At 65.2% G+C, this 23628-nt stretch carries 22 protein-coding genes and 2 pseudogenes; 11 read left to right on the forward strand and 13 right to left on the reverse strand.

Annotated features, from left to right (window positions below; all coding sequences use genetic code 11):
* The first annotated feature begins 34 nt into the window (after positions 1-34).
* The 3 genes and pseudogenes from MHEC_RS02435 (at position 35) to MHEC_RS02445 (ending at position 4139) form a co-directional block, all read left to right on the forward strand.
* Entirely contained in the window at positions 35-1675 is a 1641-nt protein-coding gene (locus tag MHEC_RS02435) for an acyl-CoA synthetase (RefSeq protein ID WP_048891157.1), read from the forward strand.
* Positions 1676-1762: 87 nt separating this feature from the next.
* Complete coding sequence (locus tag MHEC_RS02440) at positions 1763-2599, forward strand: amidohydrolase family protein (protein WP_048891158.1); 837 nt, start codon at positions 1763-1765, stop codon at positions 2597-2599.
* Positions 2596-4139 (forward strand): annotated as a pseudogene (locus MHEC_RS02445) (acetolactate synthase large subunit). The gene MHEC_RS02440 and the pseudogene MHEC_RS02445 overlap by 4 nt, the downstream one beginning before the upstream one ends.
* Before the next feature lie 113 nt (positions 4140-4252).
* Here the strand turns inward: MHEC_RS02445 and MHEC_RS02450 are convergent.
* The 9 genes from MHEC_RS02450 to MHEC_RS02490 are packed head-to-tail and all read right to left on the reverse strand — an operon-like array spanning position 4253 to position 11848.
* The gene (locus tag MHEC_RS02450) at positions 4253-5098 is read right to left on the reverse strand and encodes a TauD/TfdA dioxygenase family protein (RefSeq protein WP_048891206.1); all 846 of its coding nucleotides are present in this window, start codon (positions 5096-5098) and stop codon (positions 4253-4255) included.
* 29 nt (positions 5099-5127) lie between these two features.
* A complete protein-coding gene (locus MHEC_RS02455; RefSeq protein ID WP_048891160.1) occupies positions 5128-5463 on the reverse strand; it encodes a hypothetical protein in 336 nt (111 codons plus the stop codon).
* Positions 5456-6727: an aromatic ring-hydroxylating oxygenase subunit alpha gene (locus tag MHEC_RS02460; RefSeq protein ID WP_048891161.1), complete on the reverse strand. Its 1272-nt coding sequence runs from the start codon at positions 6725-6727 to the stop codon at positions 5456-5458. The genes MHEC_RS02455 and MHEC_RS02460 overlap by 8 nt, the downstream gene beginning before the upstream one ends.
* A 12-nt stretch (positions 6728-6739) precedes the next feature.
* The gene (locus tag MHEC_RS02465) at positions 6740-7486 is read right to left on the reverse strand and encodes an SDR family NAD(P)-dependent oxidoreductase (RefSeq protein ID WP_048891162.1); all 747 of its coding nucleotides are present in this window, start codon (positions 7484-7486) and stop codon (positions 6740-6742) included.
* Positions 7483-8511, reverse strand: coding sequence for a 2Fe-2S iron-sulfur cluster-binding protein (locus MHEC_RS02470; protein ID WP_372507331.1), 1029 nt, complete (start codon positions 8509-8511; stop codon positions 7483-7485). The genes MHEC_RS02465 and MHEC_RS02470 overlap by 4 nt, the downstream gene beginning before the upstream one ends.
* 34 nt (positions 8512-8545) lie before the next feature.
* Positions 8546-9010 carry a MarR family winged helix-turn-helix transcriptional regulator gene (locus tag MHEC_RS02475; protein WP_048891164.1) on the reverse strand — a complete coding sequence of 155 codons (465 nt, stop codon included), beginning with the start codon at positions 9008-9010 and terminating at the stop codon, positions 8546-8548.
* 8 nt (positions 9011-9018) lie between these two features.
* Positions 9019-10257, reverse strand: coding sequence for a metal-dependent hydrolase family protein (locus MHEC_RS02480; RefSeq protein WP_048891165.1), 1239 nt, complete (start codon positions 10255-10257; stop codon positions 9019-9021).
* Complete coding sequence (locus MHEC_RS02485) at positions 10254-10583, reverse strand: hypothetical protein (RefSeq protein ID WP_048891166.1); 330 nt, start codon at positions 10581-10583, stop codon at positions 10254-10256. Before MHEC_RS02485 ends, MHEC_RS02480 begins: the two co-directional genes overlap by 4 nt.
* Positions 10583-11848 carry an aromatic ring-hydroxylating oxygenase subunit alpha gene (locus MHEC_RS02490; protein WP_048891167.1) on the reverse strand — a complete coding sequence of 422 codons (1266 nt, stop codon included), beginning with the start codon at positions 11846-11848 and terminating at the stop codon, positions 10583-10585. The genes MHEC_RS02485 and MHEC_RS02490 overlap by 1 nt, the downstream gene beginning before the upstream one ends.
* 93 nt (positions 11849-11941) lie before the next feature.
* On the opposite strand from MHEC_RS02490, the gene MHEC_RS02495 reads away from it, so the two are divergent.
* The 4 genes and pseudogenes from MHEC_RS02495 (at position 11942) to MHEC_RS02510 (ending at position 15135) form a co-directional block, all read left to right on the forward strand.
* Entirely contained in the window at positions 11942-13423 is a 1482-nt protein-coding gene (locus MHEC_RS02495; protein ID WP_048891207.1) for an aldehyde dehydrogenase, read from the forward strand.
* Positions 13384-13783 (forward strand): annotated as a pseudogene (locus MHEC_RS02500) (thiamine pyrophosphate-dependent enzyme); the annotation flags it as partial. The gene MHEC_RS02495 and the pseudogene MHEC_RS02500, both read left to right, overlap by 40 nt.
* An 89-nt stretch (positions 13784-13872) precedes the next feature.
* Positions 13873-14739: an amidohydrolase family protein gene (locus MHEC_RS02505; protein ID WP_048891169.1), complete on the forward strand. Its 867-nt coding sequence runs from the start codon at positions 13873-13875 to the stop codon at positions 14737-14739.
* Positions 14740-14769: 30 nt separating this feature from the next.
* Positions 14770-15135 carry a group I truncated hemoglobin gene (locus tag MHEC_RS02510; RefSeq protein ID WP_071700508.1) on the forward strand — a complete coding sequence of 122 codons (366 nt, stop codon included), beginning with the start codon at positions 14770-14772 and terminating at the stop codon, positions 15133-15135.
* A gap of 15 nt (positions 15136-15150) precedes the next feature.
* On the opposite strand, the gene MHEC_RS02515 is transcribed toward MHEC_RS02510, so the two are convergent.
* The 4 genes from MHEC_RS02515 to MHEC_RS02530 are packed head-to-tail and all read right to left on the reverse strand — an operon-like array spanning position 15151 to position 20458.
* Positions 15151-16623 carry a flavin-containing monooxygenase gene (locus tag MHEC_RS02515; protein ID WP_048891171.1) on the reverse strand — a complete coding sequence of 491 codons (1473 nt, stop codon included), beginning with the start codon at positions 16621-16623 and terminating at the stop codon, positions 15151-15153.
* 27 nt (positions 16624-16650) lie between these two features.
* A complete protein-coding gene (fadD17, locus tag MHEC_RS02520; protein WP_048891172.1) occupies positions 16651-18156 on the reverse strand; it encodes a long-chain-fatty-acid--CoA ligase FadD17 in 1506 nt (501 codons plus the stop codon).
* Between the two features lie 3 nt (positions 18157-18159).
* On the reverse strand, positions 18160-19257 hold the full coding sequence (locus MHEC_RS02525) for an acyl-CoA dehydrogenase family protein (protein ID WP_071700509.1): 1098 nt from the start codon (positions 19255-19257) through the stop codon (positions 18160-18162).
* A gap of 19 nt (positions 19258-19276) precedes the next feature.
* Positions 19277-20458, reverse strand: a complete 1182-nt coding sequence (locus MHEC_RS02530; protein ID WP_048891174.1) for an acyl-CoA dehydrogenase — start codon at positions 20456-20458, stop codon at positions 19277-19279.
* 120 nt (positions 20459-20578) lie between these two features.
* On the opposite strand from MHEC_RS02530, the gene MHEC_RS02535 reads away from it, so the two are divergent.
* The 4 genes from MHEC_RS02535 to MHEC_RS02550 all read left to right on the forward strand — a co-directional run bounded on the left by MHEC_RS02535 (position 20579) and on the right by MHEC_RS02550 (position 23625).
* Positions 20579-20770, forward strand: coding sequence for a ferredoxin (locus tag MHEC_RS02535; RefSeq protein WP_048891175.1), 192 nt, complete (start codon positions 20579-20581; stop codon positions 20768-20770).
* 24 nt (positions 20771-20794) lie between these two features.
* Complete coding sequence (locus MHEC_RS02540) at positions 20795-21703, forward strand: 3-oxoacyl-ACP reductase (protein ID WP_048891176.1); 909 nt, start codon at positions 20795-20797, stop codon at positions 21701-21703.
* Between the two features lie 265 nt (positions 21704-21968).
* A complete protein-coding gene (locus MHEC_RS02545; RefSeq protein ID WP_003923164.1) occupies positions 21969-22733 on the forward strand; it encodes an MlaE family ABC transporter permease in 765 nt (254 codons plus the stop codon).
* Positions 22734-22782: 49 nt separating this feature from the next.
* Positions 22783-23625: an MlaE family ABC transporter permease gene (locus tag MHEC_RS02550; protein ID WP_048891177.1), complete on the forward strand. Its 843-nt coding sequence runs from the start codon at positions 22783-22785 to the stop codon at positions 23623-23625.
* Positions 23626-23628 lie beyond the last annotated feature (3 nt).

Here is a 23628-nt window from a genome sequence, read left to right on the forward strand (position 1 = left end):
TGTCAGAAAATGTAACACGTTCTAATTTGGGGCCGTGGCCCTGAATATCGCCGACCTCGCCGAGCACGCGATCGACGCCGTGCCTGACCGTGTCGCCTTGATCTGCGGCGACGATCAGCTGACCTACGCCCAGCTCGAGGAGAAGGCCAACCGCTTCGCGCACTACCTGATCGACCAGGGCGTCAAGAAGGACGACAAGGTCGGCCTGTACTGTCGCAATCGCAACGAGATCGTGATCGCGATGCTGGGCATCGTCAAGGCGGGCGCAATCGGAGTCAACGTCAACTTCCGCTACGTCGAAAGCGAACTGCGCTACCTGTTCGAAAACTCCGACATGGTGGCGCTGGTGCACGAGCGCCAGTACGCCGACCGCGTCGCCCACGTGCTCCCCGATACCCCCAACGTCAAGACAGTGCTCGTGGTTGACGACGGCAGCGACAAGGACTACCGACGATACGGCGGTGTCGAGTTCTACTCTGCACTCGAAAAGGGCTCACCCGAGCGTGATTTCGGCCCGCGCAGCGCCGACGACATCTACCTGCTCTACACCGGCGGCACCACCGGGTTCCCGAAGGGCGTGATGTGGCGTCACGAGGACATCTATCGGGTGCTGCTCGGCGGAACTGACTTCGCCACCGGTGAATACGTCAAGGACGAATACGACCTGGCCAAGCAAGCGGCCGCGGCGCCACCGATGGTCCGGTTCCCCATTCCCCCGATGATCCACGGCGCGACGCAATCCGCTACGTGGATGGCGCTGTTCTCCGGCGGAACCATTGTGCTGGCACCAGAATTCGACGCCGACGAAGTGTGGCGGACGGTGCATAAACACAAAGTGAACCTGCTCTTCTTCACCGGCGACGCGATGGCAAGGCCGCTTTTGGACGCACTGAGCAAGGACAACGACTACGACCTGTCATCGCTGTATCTCCTGGCGAGCACCGCTGCGCTGTTCTCGCCCAGTATCAAGGAGAAACTCCTTGAGCTGCTGCCCAATCGGGTGATCACCGACTCGATCGGTTCCTCGGAGACCGGCTTCGGTGGCACCAGCGTCGTCGCCAAAGGCCAGGCGCACACGGGCGGCCCGCGCGTCAACATCGACAAGTGGACCGTCGTGCTCGACGAGAACGGCAACGAGGTCAGACCCGGCTCCGGGGTGCGGGGGGTCATCGCCAAGCGGGGTCATGTCCCGGTCGGCTACTACAAGGACCCGGAAAAGTCCGCGGCCACCTTCAAGGTCATCAACGGCGTGCGCTACGCGATTCCCGGCGACTACGCGACGGTCGAGCAAGACGGCACCGTGACACTGCTGGGTCGCGGCTCGCAGTCGATCAACAGTGGCGGGGAGAAGATCTACCCCGAAGAAGTGGAGGCCGCGCTGAAGGGCCATCCGGACGTGTTCGACGCCCTGGTGGTCGGGGTGCCCGACGAGCGTTACGGCCAATGCGTGGCCGCGGTGGTGCAGCCTCGGTCTGGAACACGCCCGACCCTGGCCGAACTCGACCGGTTTGTGCGCAGCGAGATCGCGGGATACAAAGTGCCACGCAAACTCTGGTACGTCGACGAGATCAAGCGATCACCCGCGGGCAAGCCGGATTACCGCTGGGCCAAGGAGCAAACCGAAGCCCGGCCCGCCGACGAGGTGCATGCCAACCACGCGGCGACCCGAACCTGATGCGCACACCGGGCGCAGCTGGTCGTCTCCGATCACCGTGGAGGGCCTGATTCAGTAGCTGGGCATCCGAGGCTACAGTCGAGCGCGATGACGATCGACGTCTGGATGCAGCACCCGACACTGCGCTTTTTGCGCAGCGACATGCTGGCCTCGCTGCGGCGCTGGACTGGCGGGGCGATACCCGATACCGAAATCCCGATCGAGGCCACCCTGGCCGCGATGGACGCCGCGGCTGTCGACGTCGGGCTGCTGTCTGCCTGGCGCGGCCCGAATGGTCAAGACCTGGTCAGCAACGACGAGGTGGCCGAATGGGTTCGATTGCACCCCAACCGGTTTGCCGGTCTGGCAGCGGTCGACCTGGACCGCCCGATGGATGCGGTGCGCGAACTGCGGCGGCGAGTGCGTGACGACGGGTTCCTCGGCCTGCGTGTGGTGCCTTGGCTGTGGGATGCGCCACCGACCGATCGCCGCTACTATCCGCTGTTTGCCGAATGCGTGCAGTTGGGTGTCCCGTTCTGCACCCAGGTCGGCCACACCGGTCCGCTCCGGCCCTCGGAGACCGGCCGCCCGATTCCCTACATCGACCAGGTGGCGCTGGACTTTCCCGAGCTTGTCATCGTCTGCGGGCACGTCGGCTATCCGTGGACCGAGGAGATGGTCGCCGTTGCCCGCAAGCACGAGAACGTCTACATCGACACCTCGGCCTACACCACGAAACGACTCCCCGAAGAACTCATCCGGTTCATGAAAACCGGCAGCGGACAGCGAAAAGTGCTGTTCGGCACCAACTATCCGATGATCGCGCATGTCCATGCGCTGGCAGGCCTCGACGACCTCGGACTGAGCGACGACGCCCGCCGCGACTATTTGCATGCCAACGCCGAACGGGTCTTCAAGGTCGGCACGCGGAAGGCACAGACGTGAACGGCGCCCACGCGCTGATCAACACCCTGGTCGACGGGGAGTCGACGTGTGCTTCGCCAACCCGGGCACCTCCGAGATGCACTTCGTCGCGGCGCTTGACAGCGCGCCGCGGATGCGCAGCGTGCTGACCCTGTTCGAGGGGGTGGCCACCGGCGCGGCCGACGGATATGCCCGCATCGCCGGGACGCCCGCCGCGGTGCTGGTGCACCTTGGGCCCGGGCTGGCCAACGGGCTGGCCAATCTGCACAACGCCCGCCGGGCCCGGGTGCCGATGGTGGTGGTCGTCGGCGACCACGCCACCTATCACAAGAAATACGACGCCCCACTGGAATCCGACATCGACGCGCTGGCCGCCAGCGTGTCGGGTTGGGTGCGCCGCAGCCGTAGTACCGGCGAGGTCGCTGCCGATGCGGCCGAAGCCATCACCACAAGCCGAGCAAGCCAACATATTTCGACGCTCATCCTGCCTGCGGATGTGTCGTGGTCGGATGGTGCGACGACAGCCAGGGCGGTGTCGGCGCGGCGGACGCCGGTTGCCGACATTGACCGAATCGCCACGGTGTTGCGCTCGGGCGAGCCGACGGTGGTCCTGGTCGGCGGTGACGCCACCCGCGAATCCGGGCTGACCGCCGCTGCGCGCATCGCCACGGCCACCGGTACGCGCTGGTACTGCGAGACGTTCCCGACCCGGTTGCAGCGTGGCGCCGGACGGCCCGTCGTCGAGCGCCTCGCCTACTTCGCCGAGGCCGTCACCGCCCAGCTCGACGGCGCCAAACACCTTGTGCTGGCCGGCGCCAAGTGGCCCGTATCGTTTTTCGCGTACCCGGGCCGGCCCAGCGACCTGGTACCCAAGGGCTGCGAAGTTCACCACCTCGCCGACGGTGTCGGTGCCGCCGACGCGTTGATCGCGCTCGCCGAGGAGGTGGCGCCCGGGATCGCTGCGCCGCTGGCTGCGCCGTCGCGTCCGGTGCTGCCGACCGGTTCCCTGACCGCGGCGTCGGCAGCCGACGTCGTTGGCGCGCTCATGCCCGAGGACGTGATCGTCGTCGACGAATCCAACACCTCGGGCCCGCTGCTGGCACAAGCCACCGCCGGAGCGCCGGCACATGACTGGCTGACTCTGACCGGTGGCGCCATCGGGTATGGCATCCCCGCTGCCATAGGTGCTGCAATCGCGGCGCCGAATCGACCGGTGCTGTGCTTGGAATCCGACGGCTCGGCGATGTACACGCTCGCCGGGCTGTGGACACAGGCCCGGGAGAACCTGGACGTCACCACTGTCATCTACAACAACGGGGCCTACGATATCCTGCGGCTGGAGCTGCAACGCGTCGGCGCAGAAAACGCACCGGGGCCTAAGGCGCGCGAACTGCTCGATTTGACCTGTCCTGCAATAGATTTCGTCAAGCTGGCCGAAGGCATGGGAGTGCCGGGCCGCCGCGTGAACACCGCCGAGGAATTTGCCGACGCGCTGCAGGCCGGGTTCGCCACCCCCGGACCGCATCTCATCGAGGCGGTAGTCCCGTCAATGCTCGGCTAGCGGACTATGTCGAGACTGCGTCCATGGCTGTCGAACGGGCCTGCACGACGCCGTAGGTACAGTTTGGACGCCGTGTCCGCAGTCTCGACGCGGGCGTTACTTGGCGTTTCGCATCACTGGATCGGTTCGTCGCCAAGCACCGTGGTGCGCAACATCTCTCGGGGCGAAAACGGGTCGTAGGGCGCTGCTCGGTGCAGCACGCCGCGGTTGTCCCAGATCACCGTGTCGCCGACCGACCAGCGGTGGCTGTACACCCTGTCGGGCACGGTGGCACGCTCGAGCAGCTCGGCCAGCAGCGCGCGGCCCGCATCGAGATCCATGCCGACGACGTAATCGGCTGACGCACCCAGCACCAGCGACTTGCGACCGTCGTTGTGCGTCCATACCAGCGGATGCCGGTGGGTAGGCCGCGACCGCCACCGCGCCAACTGCTCCGGCGTGGGATCGGGAGTGACGCGCCGCTGCGACGCCTCCAGCGAGTGAACGACTTTCAGCGACGCGAACCGCTGCTTCTCGTCGTCGCTCAACGCGTCGTAAGCCGCATACGTGCTGGCGAATTCGGTTTCGCCGCCGCGTTCGGCGACCTGCACCGCCGACAGCACGGTGGCCTTCTGCGGGCATTCGTCGCCCATCGGCGTGCAGCCGTCGATGTGCCAGTCGAAGGTGGCGCGCAGATACGCCGCCGACGAATTCTTCGACAGGTCCAACGTAATCGGGTAGATACCCGGAACGGGGTGATGACCGTCGGAGGAGTGGTCGACATCGCCGAGACGGCGGCAAAAGTCCACCTGTGCTTCGGGATTCAGATGCAACTCGGGGAAGACCAGCACGCCGTTGGTTTCCAGTGCGTCGAGCACGGCTTCGGCGAGCGCGTCGTCGGTGGCGAGCCGATCGGGATCGATGCCGGTGACTTCGGCTCCCACCGATGCGGTGAGCTTTTTGACGGTTAGCAGACTCATCGCCTTGTCCCCTTCTTGATGGACGGCGCTCACGGCACCGGCTCGCTGATGCGAGTCATGACGGCATCGGCAGCATCGGTGGGCCGGGGCTGATGCATGATCTCCACCGCCATCGCGACCATGATCAGCGAATAGATGAGGTGCAGCAGGTGCACCGCGTCCTCGGGCATGTCGTCCAGCGAGAACTTGTCGCAATACTCGATCGCCTCCTCCAACCGGGGAAAGAAGGCGTCGTAGAACTCCCGCATCTCGGCCATGCTGCTGGCCATCCGCCGGTCCCACCGTTCGGCTTCGGTCGGCAGACACCAAATCCGCGCGAACGGCTCGAGTTCGGCAAAAGCACTAGGCAACGACGTGTCAGCCATGGCGCGCCCCTGCCGGTCTACGTTCGGCCTGATATTCCGCCACCCAATCAGCAACCGCCTTGTGCAAATGGCGGACCAAGATCTCCTGATCGTTGAGCGGGAAGTCATCGACGATGCCAGTCTCCAACGCGGCCTGAGTGCCGCCCAGCATGCCGGCGTCTTGCAGTGCAAACTCTTTGAGCACCACCGCCGCGACCTCGTGTTCGATCCGTTCCCGCACGCTGCGGGCTGGATGGAAGTAGGTGAGCGCCTCGAACCGGTGGGTGTTGTGCGAGGTCGGCCAATACCGGTAGAGCAAGTACCAGCCGCCGTAGATGAGGATTTCCAGGTTCGGGAAGATCTGGAAGTTGCTGATACCCCAGGGTTCGATGCCACCCGGATTGAGCCCGGCTGGCAGTTCACCCAAATCGGGAGTCCGCCAGGGGCCGACCAGCCCACTGCGCGTGACCCGCTCGATCGGATACATGTACTCCGGCGCCAACAGCCAGCGGCGGGTGCCTGCCGTGGACACCAGGCGGTGCGGTCCGTCGATCTGGAAGTGCGCGCATTCGAAACCGGCGTTGGGATCCCGCACCTCGGGCGGAACCTGCTGCGGGTGCAGCGACGGCACGTGGTAGTACTCCTGGAACGCGTCGGCGAAGATCTTCCAGTTGCTGTTGTTGTCGGCGACCCACTCGTAGCGTTCGGTCAGCTTGTCGAATGGGTAGTCGTCCAGCCCGGTGATCATCGGGCCGAGGAACTCCCGCAAAGTTTGCCGCGGCTCGGGATCAAAGTTGACGAAGATGAAGCCGTTCCAGACGTCGCAGTGCACCGAACGCAGACCGTATTCTGCACGGTCGAGGTCGAAGAACTCCGACTCCTGCTGCACGAACGTCAGCGCGCCGTCGAGGTCGTAGCGCCAGCCGTGATACTTGCAGGTGAACTGCCGGCAGATCCCTTTGGTTTCCTGATCGGGAAAGTCGTTCCACACCAGCTTGTTTCCGCGATGACGGCAGATGTTGTGGAATGCGCGGATCACCTTGTCCTTGCCTTTGACCACGATGATCGACGTGCCCGCCGCGGCGATGTCCTTGGTGAAGTAGCTGCCGACGCGGGGAAGTTCCTCCACGCGCCCGACGTTGAGCCAGGCGCGTTTGAAGATCGCCTCGCGTTCGGCCGCGTAGAACTCCGGCGACGTGGAATCGCGGAACGAGATCGGTCCGGTGCCCAACTCCGGATAGTGTTCGGTCCAACTACCCTCCGCCGGTTTAGGCCATCTCGCCATGTGAACCTCCCTTCACATCACGGCTCCGCCGTTGACGCCGAGCACCTGGCCGGTGATGAAGCCGGCTTCCTCGGAGCACAAAAATCCCACCGCGGCGGCGATGTCGGCGCCCGTGCCGAGGTGGCCCACCGGAATCCGGCCGGCGAGCGTCTCGTTCGACGGCAGGTGTCCCTCGGCTTGCGATTGGCGTTGCATCGGCGTTTCGATGCCCGACGGGGGGATGTTGTTGACTGTGATGCCGGCGGACGCATACTCGTGCGCCAGCGATTTGGTCAACGTGATCACCGCTCCTTTGGAGGCGGCGTAATGAGCCATGCCGGGCGAGCCACGTTGGGCGCTCGACGACGAAATCATCACGATCCGCCCCCAACCCGCGGCCACCATGTCCGGTATCGCGACCTGGCAGCAGTGAAACGTGCCGGTGAGGTTGACGTCGATGATCCGCTGCCACGACTCGGGAGTGATCTCCGTGAACGGCGCAAACCCCACCATGCCGGCGCTGGTCACCAGAATGCCCACCGGGCCGAGCTCGCTGCGCACTTTGGCGAACGCCTCCTCGACCGCCCGACGGTCGGTCACATCCACCTCGGCCGCCAACGCGGTCACGCCGTCCGCACAGAGCTCGTCGCAAACGCGATGCGCGGCTTGGCCGTTGAGGTCGAGGATAGCGACCTTGTGGCCACGGCGGCCCAGCTCATGACAGATCGCCTCTCCCATTCCGGATGCGCCGCCGGTCACCACCGCCACCCGCTCGGTCATTCGTACACCACCTTCAGTGTCCGACTGGTCGGCATGGATTGGCAGGTCAGCACCCAACCTCCGGCGACTTCGTCCTCGGTGAGCGCGTCGTTGTTGATCATCCGTACGCTCCCCTCCACCAGTCGCGCCATACATGTTCCGCACGAACCGGTTTCACACGACGACGGCGGGTTCAGGCCAGCCAGGCGGGCAGTCTGCAGCACGGTGTTTCCCGCCCGATACGGGACCACCGTATTGCGTCGGTCCAGCCGGATCGTCACTTCCTCGGTCACCGTCACGGCTGGGAGCGCTGCGTCAACAACGTCGAACCGCTCCAGATGGATTCGGTCGGGTGCCACCCCGTTTTCGAGCATGGTGGCTTCCACGGTGTCCATGAATTCTCGTGGCCCGCAGATGTAGTACTCGGCGTCACGGGCGTCGGCGAGAAACGCCTCGATCTCATCGGGCTGCACGACACCCCTGTCCTCGTCGAGATGCTGCACGACGACCAGTCGATCCGGGTGCTCTTCTGCCAGGCGCGCCAGCGTGTCGGCGAAGATCACCGACTCGCGTGTGCGATTGGCGTAGAACAGCCGAACCCGCCGGGTGGTTACGGCCAGAGCCGACCGGATCAAGGAGAACACCGGGGTGATTCCGCTGCCGCCGGCGAACGCCACCAGCTCGCGATCGGAATCGCCGAGCAGGAACCGACCCTCCGGTGGTGCGGCGTGGATTTCGTCGCCCGGGGTGGCGGTGTCGTTGAGCCAGTTCGACACCACGCCACCCGGGTCGCGTTTGACCGTGATGCGCAGGTCCTCGGCGACCACCGGCGACGACGACATCGAATAGCACCGCCGGTGTTCCTGGCCGTCCACCTGCACACGCAAGGTGAGGAACTGGCCGGGCTGGTAATGGAACTGCTGCGAAAACGGTTCCGGCACATCGAGAATCAGCGAGACAGCGTCAGCGGTCTCGCGCACCACCTGTTTGATGCGAAGCGGTGCGAAGCCGTCGCGGCTCGGCGCGCCGTTCAGCGTGTGTTCCATCATCCAGCAGAGTATCAAGTACTTGTGATATGTATCAAGTACTTGATTCATCATCGCCTTGTTCCCTGAACAGGGGGTTGCCCGTGCCTTCTTCGACCACCCGGGCCAGCAGATCGTGCAGCAGCTGTCGTTCATCGGCGTCGAGCACGCCGAACACCCGCTCGTGAGCGGCCAGCGCGTCGGCGAGCACCGCGGAGACCACCGCGCGGCCCTGGTCGGTGAGATAGGCCTGCAGGATCCGCCCGTGCTGGGGATCTTGCTTGCGCTCGACGAGGCCGCGGCGCTCCAGCGCGGTTATCGCCAACTGCACACCCTGGGGGCTGATCATCAGCCGGCGGGCCAGCTCCGCCCCGGACAGCCCTGGCTCGTTGGCCAACTGGCGCATCAGGCCGATCTGGGCAGTGGTCACCCCGTGGCTGCTGATCGCGTCGTTGACCGTCTTCAGCGAGAAGTGAAAGGCCTGCTTGAGCAGCCACAAAATGTTGTCGGTGAGTTCCATGGGGTGTCCTAAGGACGCTTGTAAACGTGGCCGTCTTTCATCACGAACTGCACGTCAAGGGTGGTGGCGACGTCATGCGAGGGGTCGCCGGGTACGGCGACGATGTCGGCCAGGTAACCGTCGGCCAGTCGGCCCAGTTCGTGGTCGGCTTCGATGAGCTCCGCGCTGGTGACCGTGGCGGCGCGGATCGCCTGCATCGGCGTCATGCCGCGTTCGACCAGCGCGCAGAGCTCCTTGGCGTTTTGGCCATGCGGGATCGCCGGCGCGTCGGTGCCGCACGCAATCCGTACCCCGGCGGCAATCGCCTTGGGCAGCATCGCTTTCGCTTGCGGGAACACCTCGGCGGCTTTCTTGCGGAGCTCGGGCGCGACGCGGTCGACGGCCATGGCCTCGGTCAGATAGGTCGTGGACACCAAAAAGGTGCCATGGTCGACCATCATCGCAATGGTGTCGTCGGTGGCGAGGAATCCGTGTTCGATGCAGTCGATGCCGGCTTTGATGCAGGCGCGGATCGCCCTGTCGCCGATTGCGTGAGCGGCCACCCGGATGCCGGCGCGGTGGGCCTCGTCGGCGATAGCGGCCAATTCCTCGTCGGAGTACTGCTGCGATCCAGGCGAGGTGCTGTGCGACATCACTCCGCCTGAGGCGGATACCTTGATCACCTTGGCGCCGTGGCGAATTTGGTAGCGCACGCACGCCCGTACATCCGGCACCCCGTTGGCGATGCCTTCGGCCACGGACAGCGGCATGATGCCCGGGGCCAGCCGCTGAAACACCGTCGGATCCAGGTGCCCGCCATAGGGCGTGACGGCGTGCCCGGCCGGCACGATCCGTGGACCGACGTGCCACCCCGCGTCGATCGCGCGTTGCAGCGCCACGTCGAGCAGATAGCCGCCCGTCTTGACCATCAGTCCGAGATTGCGCACGGTGGTGAAACCCGCATCCAAGGTTGTTCGCGCGTTGACCGCGCCGCGCAGGGTGCGGTAGGCGGGATCGTCCTGCACGCCGTGCATCGGGGTCGGCAATCCCTCCGGTCCGCCGGGGCCGCCGATGAGCAGGTTGAGTTCCATGTCCATCAGCCCGGGCAGCAGCGTCACATCGCCGAGGTCGATCTCGGTAATCGAATCAGTAGGTGGCTGGGGAGGATTGACCGAAACGATTCGGTTGCCGTCGACAACGACCGTAGCCGGTGAGCGCACTTCGCCGGCGTCGACGTCAGCCCAGCGGGCGGCCCGCAGCACGATCACGGCACGGGTTCGCTAACGCAATCCAACGTCGATGCGCCGGAGTCTGGAATACGGGGCTGCTTCCAGCATTCGACCGGGAAGGACACCATGATCATCGAGTACAGCAGGTGCATCAGGTTCATGACGTCCTCGGGCAGGTCGTCGAGACTGAACTTGTCACAGTAGGCGAGTGCGTCTTCCGCGCGGGGGGTGATGGCGTCGTAGAACGCTTGCATCTCGGCCATCGAGCTGCTGAGCCGCTTATGATAGCGCTGCGGCTCGGTCGGCAGACACCAGTCGGAAAACGGTTCCAAGTCGGAGAATTCGGGCGGCAGTTTAGCGGTCATCAGACCCCCGCAGTGCTGCGCCGGTACTGGTCAACCCATTCGGCGGCTTCCTTGTGCAGATGCCGCAGCAACACCTCCTGGTCGTTGAGCGGAAAGCGGTCAACCACACGTGATTCGATCATCGATTGCGTAGCTTCCAGCGTGTTGGCGTCCTGCATGCCGTATTCCTTGAATGTCACCGTTGCCAGCTCCTGGGCGACCCGCTCACGCGGAGTGCGCGGCGGCGGGAAGTACAGCGTGCCTTCGAAGAGGTGGCTGTTGTACGACGTCGGCCAGTAATGGTAGGTCAAATACCAGCCCTGGCCCCAGATCAGGATCACGAAGTTCGGGAAGAGCTGAAACGAGTCGAGGCCCCAGGGATTGCAGTTGGCGGGGTTGACGCCGGCAGGCAGCTCGCCGAGGTCGGGGTTGTCCCATGGCCCGAAAAGTCCGCTGCGACAGATGTCTTCGATCGGCTTGCGCATGTCGGCGGCCATCTCCCAGGCGCGCACACCCGATGTGCTGACCAGCCGGTGTGGTCCGTCGATGCGGTAGTGCGGCGCCTCGAACCCGGCTTCGGCCGCCGCCTTCGAGTACGTGGTCGGTGACTGGTTCGCATGCAATACCGGCGCGTGGTAGAACTCCTGAAACGCGTCCAGGTACAGCTTCCAGTTCGCCTTGACTTCCGAGCGGTAATACCAGCGCGACGTCAACCGCCCGAACGGATAGCCTTCCAGCGCAGTGATCATCGGGCCGAGGAACTCCCGAAGCGACTGCTCGGGTTCAGCGGCGAAGTTGACGAAGACGAAGCCCTCCCAGACCTCGCAGTGCACCGGCACCAGGCCGTAGCGGTTCTTGTCCAGGTCGAAGAACTCGCTTTCCTGTGGGACGTGGGTCAGGTTGCCGTCCAAGTCGTAGCGCCAGGCGTGGTACTTGCACCGGAACTGCCGGCAAAAGCCGCTGGTTTCCTCCAGCGGCATGTCGTTCCACACCAGTTTGTTGCCGCGGTGACGACAGATGTTGTGGAACGCCTTGATCTCGCCGTTCGTGTTGCGGACCACGACGATCGAGGTGTTGACGACCTTAAGTTCCTTGGTGAAGTAGCTTCCGTTGCGCGGAAGCTGCTCGGCGCGACCAACATTCAGCCACGCACGCTTGAAGATCGCTGCCCGCTCCAGTTCATAGAACTCCGGTGAGATGGAGTCCTCATAAGACACCGGACCGGTTCCCAGGTCGGGGTAGTGCTGGGTCCAGCTGCCTTCCGGTGGTTTGGGGAAACGAGCCATGTCTACTCCTGTCGAAACGACCACCTGCCCACAGCGCCGACGGTATATGCTCAAAGAGAGAATCACAAGTACTTGATATTCCCGGAGGTTGGCGTGCAACGACGAGACCAGCTCTTCATCGGCGGGACGTGGTCGGCGCCGAGCAGCGATGCCGTCATCGAGGTGGTTTCGCCGTCCACCGAAACGCCGGTTGCGCACGTCGCCGCTGCCGGACCGGCCGACGTCGACGTCGCGGTCGCGGCCGCCCGTGAGGCGTTCGACGACGGGCCCTGGCCGCGGCTCGATCCATCCGAACGCATCGACGCGGTGCGGCGGCTCGCGGCGCTCTATGACGCGCGACGGTCGGAGATCGCCAAGCTGATCACCACCGAGATCGGTGCTCCGATCAGTTTCGCCCAGCGCGCCCAGGTCGGTCTGCCGTGGATGATGATGACCGCGTTTTGCTCGCTGGCTGAGGGGTTTCCATGGCAGGAGACCCGCCGCGGTTGCTACGGCGCCGACATCCGCATCCACCGCGAACCGGTTGGTGTGGTCGCGGCGATCGTGCCGTGGAATATGCCGCAGTTCCTGATCGTCACCAAGCTGGTGCCGGCGTTGCTGGCCGGCTGTTGCGTGGTGCTCAAGCCGGCGCCCGAATCCCCGCTTGACGCGCTGCTGCTTGCCGAGCTCATCGAACAGCTCGAGCTGCCGCCCGGCGTCGTCAGCGTGTTGCCCGGCGGTGCCGACCTCGGCACCTACTTGGTCGGGCATCCCGGTGTCGACAAGGTGTCGTTCACCGGATCCACTGCCGCCGGACAGCGCGTCGCGGAGACCTGCGCGGCCGGGCTTAAACGGGTGAGCCTGGAACTCGGCGGCAAATCGGCGGCGATCGTCCTGGACGACGCCGACCCGGCGCCCGTCGCGGCCGGAATCCGCTCGGCGAGCCTTTCGAACAGCGGCCAGATCTGCAACGCGCTCACCCGGATCCTGGTGCCCGCCAAGCGGTCCAGCGACTTCGTCGACGCGTTGGCCGCCGAAGTGCACGCGATTCGGGTGGGAGATCCGATCGACCCCGCCACGCAACTGGGTCCCCTGGTCTCGCAGCGACAGCAGCAGCGTGTGCTCGGCTACATCGAAAACGGCCAGCATGAAGGTGCGCGCTTGGTCACCGGAGGCACCGCCATGCCCGAGGGTCTGGACCGCGGCTGGTATGTGCGACCGACGCTGTTCGCCGACGCGGACAACACCATGCTGATCGCGCGCGAAGAGATCTTCGGCCCGGTGCTGACCGTCATCTCCTATCGCGATGAGGACGAGGCGGTCGCCATCGCCAACGACTCCGACTACGGGCTGGCCGGTTCGGTGTGGACCGAGGACACCGAGCGCGGGGTGGCGCTGGCCGCCCGTGTCCGCACCGGCACGTTCGGGGTCAACCAGGGCTACACCATGGACCCCTACGCCCCATTCGGCGGCGTCAAAGCCAGCGGCTACGGCCGGGAATTGGGCCGCGAAGGCATCGAAACCTACCTCGACACCAAGTCGATCTCGGTGGCCGGACCGGCGGCGCCATCGGGTATGGCATCCCCGCTGCCATAGGTGCTGCAATCGCGGCGCCGAATCGACCGGTGCTGCTCGGCGATGTACACGCTCGCCGGGCTGTGGACACAGGCCCGGGCGAACCTGGACGTCACCACTGTCATCTACAACAACGGGGCCTACGATATCCTGCGGCTGGAGCTGCAACGCGTCGGCGCAGAAAACGCACCGGGGCCTAAGGCGCGCGAACTGCTCAATTTGACCTGTCCTGCAATAGATTTCGTCAAGCTGGCCGAAGGCATGGGAGTGCCGGGCCGCCGCGTGAACACTGCCGAGGAATTTGCCGACGCGCTGCAGGCCGGGTTCGCCACCCCCGGACCGCATCTCATCGAGGCGGTAGTCCCGTCAATGCTCGGCTGACGACCGAGCCCGGACCACTGGACAAAAATCGACGCCTGTCCCAATCTTGGGGACGCCGCAATCGGCAAGTCTTGGATTCGGAGGACCTCATGGCTGGCTGTGCCGGGTTGCCCGTGTTCGACACGATGATCGGCTTTCCCCGGCAAGGCTTCGGCCAGTACGACTTCATCCGCAGACAGACCAAGGACCGCGAGTCGCGCGAGCAGTTCGAGTTCCCGGTCGAGTACCTGTTCAAGGAGGTGCCGAAAGACCTGCCCACCAGCGATCCCATCGGGGTGACGCTGCACGAGATGGACCGCTTCGGAATCGAGAAGGGTCTGATCGGCGTCGCCGACGAGACGTCGCAGCTGGCCTTGAAGAGGCACCCCGACCGCTTCGTGCCATCCGGGACGGTGAGCGATCCCAACGACGTGATGGGGTCGGTGACCGCGATTCACCGCCAGCACGACGAGTTCGGTATCCGGGCCACGTCGGTATTCCCTGCGGGTACGTTTCCGCAGGTACCGATCGACGACGCGAAGATGTACCCGATCTACGCCACGTGCGTCGAGCTGGGCATACCCATCTTCGTGTGCGCCGGGGTGCCCGGGCCACGGGTGCCGTTCGGGCCGCAGGACGTCGCGCGTATCGACATTGTCATGTTCGACTTTCCGGACCTGGTGTTCGTCACCCGCCACGGCTGCGAGCCGTGGGAGGACCTGGCCGTCAAGCTGATGCTCAAGTGGCCGAACCTGTACTACTCGACGTCGGCGTTCGCGCCCAGGTATTACCCCAAAGCGATCATCGACTACGCCAACACGCGCGGCGCGGACAAGGTGCTCTACGCCGGGTATTTCCCGATGGGATTGTCGCTGGAGCGAATCTTCACCGAGATGCCCGACGTCCCATTCCGCGACGCGGTGTGGCCGAAGTTTCTGTACGGCAACGCCGCACGCATTCTCGGTGTCGATGGTTAGGTAGCGTCATCACACATGCCGGGGGCTCGAATGGCGTCTTTGTACCACCGGATCGGCGGCTACGATGTTATCGCGGCCGTCATCGAGGACTTGTTCAACAGCTTACGCGCCGATCCCGCCTTTGCCCGATTCGCGTCGGGCCGCAGCCTCGATTCACAGGCGCGGGCTCAGCAGCTGTTGGTCGAGCAGATGTGTGACCTAAGCGGCGGACCCTGCAGATATCTCGGCCGTGATATGAAGACCTCGCACGCCGGGCTGGGGATCACCGAAGCGGAGTGGAATGCCAACATGCAGTACGCAGCTGCTGCCCTGGCGAAAAATGGGATCGGTGAAGCCGAAAAAGCCGAGTTTCTAGGGCTTTTCGAGCGTTACCGGCACGATATTGTCGAGGCGTAGTCGGCGGCGGTCGAGTCAATGCCGGGCCAGTTCCGGGGGCGTGAAGCGCAGGTCGTAGTTTTCCAACTTCGTTTCGGCGAGCATGGCGCGGTGCTTGGCGGGTGTGAACGGCCACACTTCTGGCAGCCCATTCTTGCCGAGATACCAGCTGTCACACCCGGTGGTCCACACGGTGTTAGGCATCGCCGCCGTCAGTGCGGCGTTGAACGCCTGAGTCGCCGATTGCGTCGGCTCCACGGTGTCGAATTCTTCACGCTGCCAACGCTTTATCCAACCCAGGATGTGATTGGCCTGCGATTCGGCGACCGCGGTCAACGGAAAGTTGCCCACTGGACTATGCGGGCCGAGCAGCATAAAGAAGTTCGGAAAACCTGGCATGGCAACGGTTTCGAAAGCGTGCGGTCCGTCGCGCCACGCCTCGTCCAGGCAGATCCCGTCGCGGCCGACCACCCGCATTGGTCGCATGTAGGCGTGCGCGTCGAATCCGGTTGCCAGCACGATGACGTCGGCCTGGTGCAGGATGCCGTCGTCGGTGACGATGCCGCGGGGTTCGATGTGATCGATGCGGGAAGTGACCAGCTCGACGTCGTCACGCTGGATTGCGCGATAGAACCCGCCGGAGATCACCAGCCGCTTGCACATCGGTGTGTAGTTCGGGGTCAGGGCCTTGCGCAGGTGCGGGTCGCGCACCGTGCGCAGGTTCGCCCGGCACAGCGCGGCCACGAAACGCCGACGCCAGCCCGGCTTGACCAACGCGGCGGAAAAGATCTCCATCGGGATCCGGTATCCATGGTAGCCAAGGTGATTCAGCCAAGGGAAGACCCGATGGGTGCGGTGCGTCAGTCGCGGGTAGCGGGGATTGGGCATCGGCATGATCCACTGCGGGGTGCGCTGAAAAAGTGTCAGCCGGGCCGGGGTGCCTGCGAGCCGACTGACGATCTGCACTCCTGTGGAGCCGGTCCCGATCACCGCGACCCGGCGGCCCCGCAGCTCGACGCTGTGGTCCCACCGCGCGGAATGAAACACCGAACCCGAGAAGTCGCTGAGTGCGCGAATGTCCGGAATCTTCGGGTGGTGCAGCACCCCGGTCGCCGATATCAGAAAGTCGACCCGCGACGTCTCGCCGGCGCGGGTCGACACAACCCAGCCGCGACCGTCGAACTCGGCGCTGACGACCTCGGTACGGAACCGGATCCGCTCGTAGACGCCGGTTCGTTTGGCCACGTCGGTGAAGTACTCCTGGATCTCGCCGCCGGGTGAAAACAAGTGGCTCCAGCCCGGATTCGGCGCAAAGCTGAACTGGTAGAACCGCGACGGCACATCGCAGGTCAGGCCGGGATACGTGTTCTCCCGCCAGGTGCCGCCAACCTCGTCGGCCTTCTCATACAGCGTGACATCGTCAATACCGCCCCGCTGCAGAATGATTGCCGCGCAGATGCCAGACATCCCGGCTCCCGCGATCGCGACTGTCGGCTGGCGCTTTGTCACTCGACCCGCCTCCCGCTTCGACGAGGGTTACCGCCGAATCTGCCATACCGGGTCAGCGCAGTCGAGACCCTCGGCCGCCAGCTCGCGTTTGAGCACCTTGAAGGTCGCGGTACGTGGCAGCGTGCTGCAGATCCGGACATACGACGGCCACTGCTTGGGTCCAAGGTCGGGCTGCTCGGCCAGAAAGGCGCGAAACTTATCGGCGTCGAATTCCGCTCCCGGCGCCAGCACCAGTGCCGCCATCACCTGGTCGCCGACGGTCGGGTCGGGCACCGCATACACGGCCACCTCGGTCACGTTCGGGTAGCGCGCGAGCACCCGCTCGATGGGTGCGGTGCCGAGATTTTCGCCGTCAACCCGTAGCCAATCACCGAGCCGGCCGGCGAAGTACACATAGCCGCGCTCGTCGCGATAGGCCAGGTCGCCGCTGTGATAGGCCCCGCCGGCCATGCGCTGCGCGGTGGCTTCGGGATCGTTGTAATAGCCCTCGAACCGGCCGGCCCCAGCGGTGTTCACCAGTTCGCCCACCATGCCGGGCGGGCACGGTTGTCCGGTGTCGACGTCGACGATCTCAACCCCGTCGGGCAACGGGCCCAGCGAACCCGGCGGCGTGTCCGGTGTTCGGCTGATCGCCACCCCGCCCTCGGTTGAGCCGAACCCGTCGATCACCACACACCCGAATCGGCGGGCGAAGCGTTCCACGTCGGCGGGTGCGCCTTCGTTGCCGTACACCGCGCGCAGCGGGTTGTCGGCGTCGTCGGGACGCTCCGGGGTGGCCAGCACATACGACAACGGCTTGCCCACATAGTTGGCATAGGTGGCGCCGTAGCGGCGAATGTCGGGAAGGAACTGCGAGGCGGAGAACTTGCGCCGCAACACCATTGAGCCGCGACAAGCCAACGCCACCGACCATCCCACCAGCACGGCGTTGGAATGAAACAGCGGCATCGACACGTAGCAGACATCGTCGGGGCCGAGGCTGAAGCGGTCGGTCATCGTCACACCGGCTATCCCGACCTTGCCGTGACTGCACATCACCGCCTTGGGGTCACCGCTGGTGCCCGAGGTGAAGATCAGCATGAAGAGATCCTCGGGCCGCGCCTCTTGGAAGCGCACCTCGGTGTCTCGGTGTGCGGCGACCTCGTCGGCCCATTCCGGGGAGTCGACGTTGACATGCTCGATATCACCCAGTGCTGCAGCCGAATTCGAGTCAGCTAGCACCAGCTGGCAATCCGCGTGGCGAATGTCGCGGGCCAGCGCGGCGCCGCGACGCACCGGGTTGAGACCCACCGGCACGATGCCCGACAGCCCCGCCGCAACCAGCACCGCCGAAAAGAACGGCGTGTTCTCCAGCAGCACGCCTACGTGTGGCGGCTTGCCCGGGTCAAGCCGTGCCCGCAGGGCGGCGGCGATTGCCGCGCCGTGCCGAACGTGGTCGCGCCAGTTGACAAACGAGTCCTCGAAATAGACTCCCCGATCGTCGACGTCGACGAGCGGTCTCAGCAAGTCTGTGACGGTCGGTAGGCGCTCCATAAGTCAAACGGGGCTGTCGGCCAGTTCGCGGCCGATCCGCCGCAGTGCTCCGGTGGCACTGCCCAGCGCGAACTCCGTCTGCTTGGCGGCCAGGAAATAGCGGTGCACCGGGTGGTCGATGTCGATCCCGACGCCACCGTGCACATGAACGACGGTGTGCGCCACGCGATGGCCGGCGTCGGCGGCCCAGAACGCCGCGGTCGCTACTTCGGTGTCGGCGGGTAGGTTCTCACTGACCCGCCAGGCCGCCTGTGTCAGCGTCAGCCGCAAACCTTTGACGTCGATGTAGCCGTCGGCCAGTCGCTGCGACACCGCCTGGAAGCTGCCGATCGGCCGGTCGAACTGTTCGCGGGTGCGGGCGTAGTCAGCGGTCATCTGCAATCCACGGTCGAGCACACCGAGTTGAAAAGCACTGCGGCCCAGAGTGGCTCGCAATGACAGCCAGTCAGCAACCTCGCGGCCGCCGACTAGCCGCCCACTGCCGATTTCCACGCCCGACAACTCCAGCTGGCCGACACTGCCCAAACCGGTGGTCTCCAACGGGGCCACCGCCACGCCGGGATCGTCGACTGCGACCAGAAAAACCGCTGTGCCGGAATCGGTTTCGGTGGGCACCAGGAAGGCGTTGGCCACCGGTCCGTATCCCACCTGGGTGCGGGTGCCGGTGAGCCGGTAGCCGTCGCCGGAGCGGGTCGCCTGTACCGGCCCCTCACCCATGTCGCCGTCCAGGGCAACGGTGAGGACCTGCTGGCCGCTGACCGCCGGTGCGCCCCACTGCTGCGCAAGCTCGGCAGCGGCAAATCGGGCCAGCGCACCCGCGGCCAGCGTCACCGACTCCAGATACGGCACCGCGGCCAATCCCCGGCCCAAGGCGACCAGCACCGCGGTCTGCTCCAGCACCCCGTATCCGCTTCCGCCCAACGACTCTGGTGCGGCGGCGCTCAGCACGTCGGCGTCGATCAGCTTGCGCCACAGCTCACGGTCGAACCGCTGCTCGAGCCCGTCGAGCTCGCGCTGGTGCTGCGGTGTGCATACCGCGTCCACGATGGTAGTGACCGGGCCGCCAAGGTCTCGGGCCGCTTCGGTTGTCGAGAAATCCATGGATAAGTCCTTTGCCCGGTCAGCGGTTGGCTCGCGGCAGGCCCAGCGCCACCATGCCGATGATGTCACGCTGAATTTCGTTGGTGCCGCCGCCGAAGGTCAGGATCAGGCACGCCCGGTGCATCCGCTCGATCCGGCCGCGCAGCACCGCGCCGGGCGAATCCGGGCGCACGGTCGCGGCAGTGCCCAGCACCTCCATCAGCAGCCGGTAGGCCTCGGTGGCCAGTTCGGTGCCGAACACTTTGGCGGCCGATGCGTCGGCCGGCGACGGGGCAGCCTCGTTCGACGACGCCAGCTCCCAGTTGATCAACTTGAGCACCTCGACCTTGGCGTGCACCCGGGCCAGGTTCAGCTGCACCCACTCGGAGTCGATGAGCCGCGCACCGGAGGCGTCCTTGGTGTTTTGCGCCCATTCCCGAACCTCGTTGAGCGCGGTGATGATCGGCTGCGCGGATACCAACGCCACGCGTTCGTGGTTGAGCTGGTTGGTGACCAGTTTCCAGCCGCCGTTCTCTTCGCCGACCCGGTTGGCCACCGGCACGCGGACGTCGGAGTAGTAGGTGGCACTGGTGTCGGGACCGGCCATGGTGTGCACCGGCGTCCAGGAGAAACCCTCGGCGGTGGTCGGCACGATCAGCACCGAAATGCCGCGATGTTTCTTGGCTTCGGGGTTGGTGCGTACCGCCAGCCACACATAGTCGGCGTACTGGATGAGGCTGGTCCACATCTTCTGGCCGTTGACGATGTAGTCGTCGCCGTCGCGCACCGCGGTGGTGCGCAGGTTGGCCAGATCGGTGCCCGCACCCGGCTCGGAGTAGCCGATCGAAAAATGGATCTCGCCGGCGGCGATCTTGGGCAGGTAGAACTTTTTCTGCTCCTCGGTGCCGAACGCCATGATCGTCGGCGCGACGCTGTTGATGGTCAAAAACGGCACCGGGGCGCCGGCGATGGCGGCCTCGTCGGTGAAGATCAGCTGATCCATCGCCGAGCGAGCCTGCCCGCCGTACTCCTTGGGCCACCCCAGCGCCAGCCACCCGTCGCGGCCCATTTCGGCGACGATCTCGCGGTAGACGTTGCCGCTGCCGATTTCGCCCGACGTCGAGTTGAGCGCCTCGCGGCGTTCCGGGGTGATCAGCTTGGCGAAGTACGACCGCAGTTCGCGACGCAGCTCCTCCTGCTCGGGGGTGTAACCGATGCGCATTGGCGGTCCCTTCGCGATCCGTCTACCTTCCTGGTTGTAACACGTTCTAGTATGCGGGTCCAGCAAGGTGTCGTCGTATGGTGGTGCTACCGGCAACCGGAAAGGCCAAGGAGGAGAGCCGTGCGAGTGATAGTGGACCGCGATCGGTGTGAAGGCAACGCGGTGTGCATGGGAATCGCGCCGGACATCTTCGAGCTGGACGACGAGGACTACGCCGTGGTGAAGACCGATCCGATACCGCCCGACCGGGAACAACTCGCCGAGCAGGCGATCGCCGAGTGCCCGCGGGCGGCGCTGAAGCGCAGCGACTAATCACCGACTAGAGGTATTCATAAATTGACTAGCAGCACGAACGCGACCGATCTGTCCGGGAAGGTCGCGGTGGTGACCGGCGCGGCCGCGGGCCTGGGCCGCGCCGAGGCCATCGGCTTGGCGCGTGCCGGCGCCACCATCGTCGTCAACGACGTGGCGACGGCGCTGGACGCCTCCGACGTCATCGACGAGATCTCCGCGGTCGGCGCCAAAGCCGTCGCAGTCACCGGCGACATCAGTCAACGCGCCACCGCCGACGAGCTGGTCGCCTGCGCTGACGGGCTGGGCGGTTTGAGCATCGTGGTCAACAACGCCGGGATCACCCGCGACCGGATGCTGTTCAACATGTCCGACGAGGAGTGGGACGCCGTCATCGCCGTGCACTTGCGTGGCCACTTCCTGCTCACCCGCAACGCGGCCGCGTACTGGCGGGCCCGGGCGAAGCAATCCGACGGCCCGGTCTACGGCCGCATCGTCAACACCTCGTCGGAGGCCGGGCTGGTGGGCCCGGTCGGGCAGGCCAACTACGCCGCCGCCAAGGCGGGCATCACCGCGCTGACCCTGTCGGCGGCGCGGGCGCTGGGCCGCTACGGTGTTTGCGCCAATGTGATCTGCCCGCGGGCTCGGACCGCGATGACGGCCGAGGTGTTCGGCGCGGCACCCGAGACCGGCGAGATCGATCCGCTGTCTCCCGAACATGTGGTAACCCTGGTCCGCTTTCTGACCTCTCCGGCCGCCCAGGCGGTCAACGGCCAGCTTTTCATCGTCTATGGCCCGCGGGTGACGTTGGTGGCCGCGCCCACCGTCGAGCGCCAGTTCACCGCGGACGCACCGGCCTGGGACCCCGGCGAGCTCAGCGCGACACTGCATGACTACTTTGCTGGGCGCGATCCGGAACGCAGCTTTTCGGCGACCGGTCTGATGGAGTCCTGATCCAGCGGAGACGATAGCTGGCGGGGCTCTTCGCCGACTAGAACACGTTGCAGGATGATCTGGCTCACAATGCCGCTGACCTCGACAAAATACTAACTTTTGTCTAATTTTCTCGTTCTTTGACACTCAGAACCTGTTCTAGTTACTATGATCCGGCTCACGCGGGGCGTCGTCCGACAGCAGAAAGACGAAGCGGCGCGCACAGGACGACGCCGAGGCTCCGCGCCACGTTGCAGAGAGACCCCGGCCCAGAAGGGACCTCAGGTTGATCGAACAGCTCGCGGTTCCGGCCCGGGCCGTGGGCGGGTTTGTGGAGATGTCGCTGGAGACCCTGCGTGGAGCGTTTCGGCGACCCTTTCAGTTTCGGGAGTTCCTCGAGCAGACCTGGATGATCGCGCGGGTATCGCTGATCCCGACGCTGCTGGTTGCCATTCCGTTCACCGTGCTGGTGGCGTTCACGATCAACATCCTGCTGCGCGAACTCGGCGCTGCCGACCTGTCCGGCGCGGGCACCGCGTTCGGCACCATCACCCAGCTGGGCCCGGTGGTCACAGTCCTGGTGGTAGCCGGTGCCGGAGCCACTGCGATCTGCGCTGATCTGGGCGCCCGCACCATCCGCGAGGAAATCGACGCGATGCGGGTGCTGGGCATCGATCCCATCCAGCGCCTGGTAGTGCCACGGGTGCTGGCGTCGACGTTCGTCGCGCTTTTGCTCAACGGGTTGGTGTCGGCGATCGGTATTTGCGGTGGCTACGTCTTTTCGGTGTTGTTGCAGGGCGTCAATCCGGGCGCATTCGTCAACGGTCTGACCGTGCTGACCCATCTGGGTGAGTTGGTGCTCTCGGAGGTGAAGGCGCTGTTGTTCGGGGTGGTCGCCGGGCTGGTCGGCTGCTACCGCGGCCTGACGGTCAAGGGTGGCCCAAAGGGGGTGGGTAATGCCGTCAACGAGACCGTGGTGTATGCGTTCATCTGCTTGTTCGTGATCAACGTCGTCATGACCGCGATCGGTGTGCGGGTGCTGGCCCGGTGAGCCGCACCGGTGACGATGCAGAGCGCAGCGGTGAGGAGGAGCGGCGCACTTGAGTTACGACGTCACGCTGCGCATGCGCCGGTGGCTGTCCCGGTTCGCCGGGCCGGTCGACGCTTTCGGCGAGCAGGCGCTGTTCTACGGCGAATCGGTGCGCTGGATCCCGAACGCGATCACGCGCTATCGCAAAGAGGTGTTAAGGCTCGTCGCCGAGATGACGCTGGGCACCGGTGCCCTGCTGCTGATCGGCGGAACGGTCGGCGTCGCGGCATTTCTTACGCTGGCGTCCGGCGGCGTGATCGCGGTCCAGGGTTACGAATCGCTGGGCAATATCGGTATCGAGGCGTTGACCGGTTTTCTGTCGGCATTTCTCAACGTCCGCATCGTGGCCCCGGTCGTGGCCGGTATCGCACTGGCTGCCACCATCGGCGCGGGCACTACAGCCCAGCTGGGTGCCATGCGAGTGGCCGAAGAAATCGACGCCATCGAATCGATGGCCGTGCACTCCGTGTCCTATCTGGTGTCGACCCGGCTGATCGCGGGGCTGATCACCATCATCCCGCTGTATTCACTGGCCGTGCTGGCCTCGTTCTTCGCTGCACGGTTCATCACGATCTTTGTCAACGGTCAATCGGCAGGCCTGTACGACCACTACTTCAACACGTTTCTCAATCCGACGGATCTGCTGTGGTCTTTCCTGCAGGCCATCGTGATGTCGATCGCGGTGATGTTGGTCCACACGTACTACGGCTACAACGCATCCGGGGGCCCGGTCGGGGTCGGCCTAGCGGTCGGCCAGGCCGTGCGGACGTCGCTGATCGTTGTCGTCGTCATTACCCTGGCGATCTCCCTGGCGGTCTACGGCGCCTCGGGTAACTTCAACCTCTCCGGCTGAGCA

The sequence above is a fragment of the Mycobacterium heckeshornense genome (assembly GCF_016592155.1).
GTDB classification, from domain to species: Bacteria; Actinomycetota; Actinomycetes; order Mycobacteriales; family Mycobacteriaceae; genus Mycobacterium; species Mycobacterium heckeshornense.

What these genes read in the sequence shown, in the direction of transcription:
- MHEC_RS02440 (WP_048891158.1), top strand. Translation starts at nt 1,763, where the DNA reads ATGACGATCGACGTCTGGATGCAGCACCCGACACTGCGCTTTTTGCGC.
- MHEC_RS02450 (WP_048891206.1), bottom strand. Translation starts at nt 5,098, where the DNA reads ATGAGTCTGCTAACCGTCAAAAAGCTCACCGCATCGGTGGGAGCCGAA.
- MHEC_RS02455 (WP_048891160.1), bottom strand. Translation starts at nt 5,463, where the DNA reads ATGGCTGACACGTCGTTGCCTAGTGCTTTTGCCGAACTCGAGCCGTTC.
- MHEC_RS02460 (WP_048891161.1), bottom strand. Translation starts at nt 6,727, where the DNA reads ATGGCGAGATGGCCTAAACCGGCGGAGGGTAGTTGGACCGAACACTAT.
- MHEC_RS02465 (WP_048891162.1), bottom strand. Translation starts at nt 7,486, where the DNA reads ATGACCGAGCGGGTGGCGGTGGTGACCGGCGGCGCATCCGGAATGGGA.
- MHEC_RS02470 (WP_372507331.1), bottom strand. Translation starts at nt 8,511, where the DNA reads ATGGAACACACGCTGAACGGCGCGCCGAGCCGCGACGGCTTCGCACCG.
- MHEC_RS02475 (WP_048891164.1), bottom strand. Translation starts at nt 9,010, where the DNA reads ATGGAACTCACCGACAACATTTTGTGGCTGCTCAAGCAGGCCTTTCAC.
- MHEC_RS02485 (WP_048891166.1), bottom strand. Translation starts at nt 10,583, where the DNA reads ATGACCGCTAAACTGCCGCCCGAATTCTCCGACTTGGAACCGTTTTCC.
- MHEC_RS02490 (WP_048891167.1), bottom strand. Translation starts at nt 11,848, where the DNA reads ATGGCTCGTTTCCCCAAACCACCGGAAGGCAGCTGGACCCAGCACTAC.
- MHEC_RS02505 (WP_048891169.1), top strand. Translation starts at nt 13,873, where the DNA reads ATGGCTGGCTGTGCCGGGTTGCCCGTGTTCGACACGATGATCGGCTTT.
- MHEC_RS02510 (WP_071700508.1), top strand. Translation starts at nt 14,770, where the DNA reads ATGGCGTCTTTGTACCACCGGATCGGCGGCTACGATGTTATCGCGGCC.
- fadD17 (WP_048891172.1), bottom strand. Translation starts at nt 18,156, where the DNA reads ATGGAGCGCCTACCGACCGTCACAGACTTGCTGAGACCGCTCGTCGAC.
- MHEC_RS02525 (WP_071700509.1), bottom strand. Translation starts at nt 19,257, where the DNA reads ATGGATTTCTCGACAACCGAAGCGGCCCGAGACCTTGGCGGCCCGGTC.
- MHEC_RS02530 (WP_048891174.1), bottom strand. Translation starts at nt 20,458, where the DNA reads ATGCGCATCGGTTACACCCCCGAGCAGGAGGAGCTGCGTCGCGAACTG.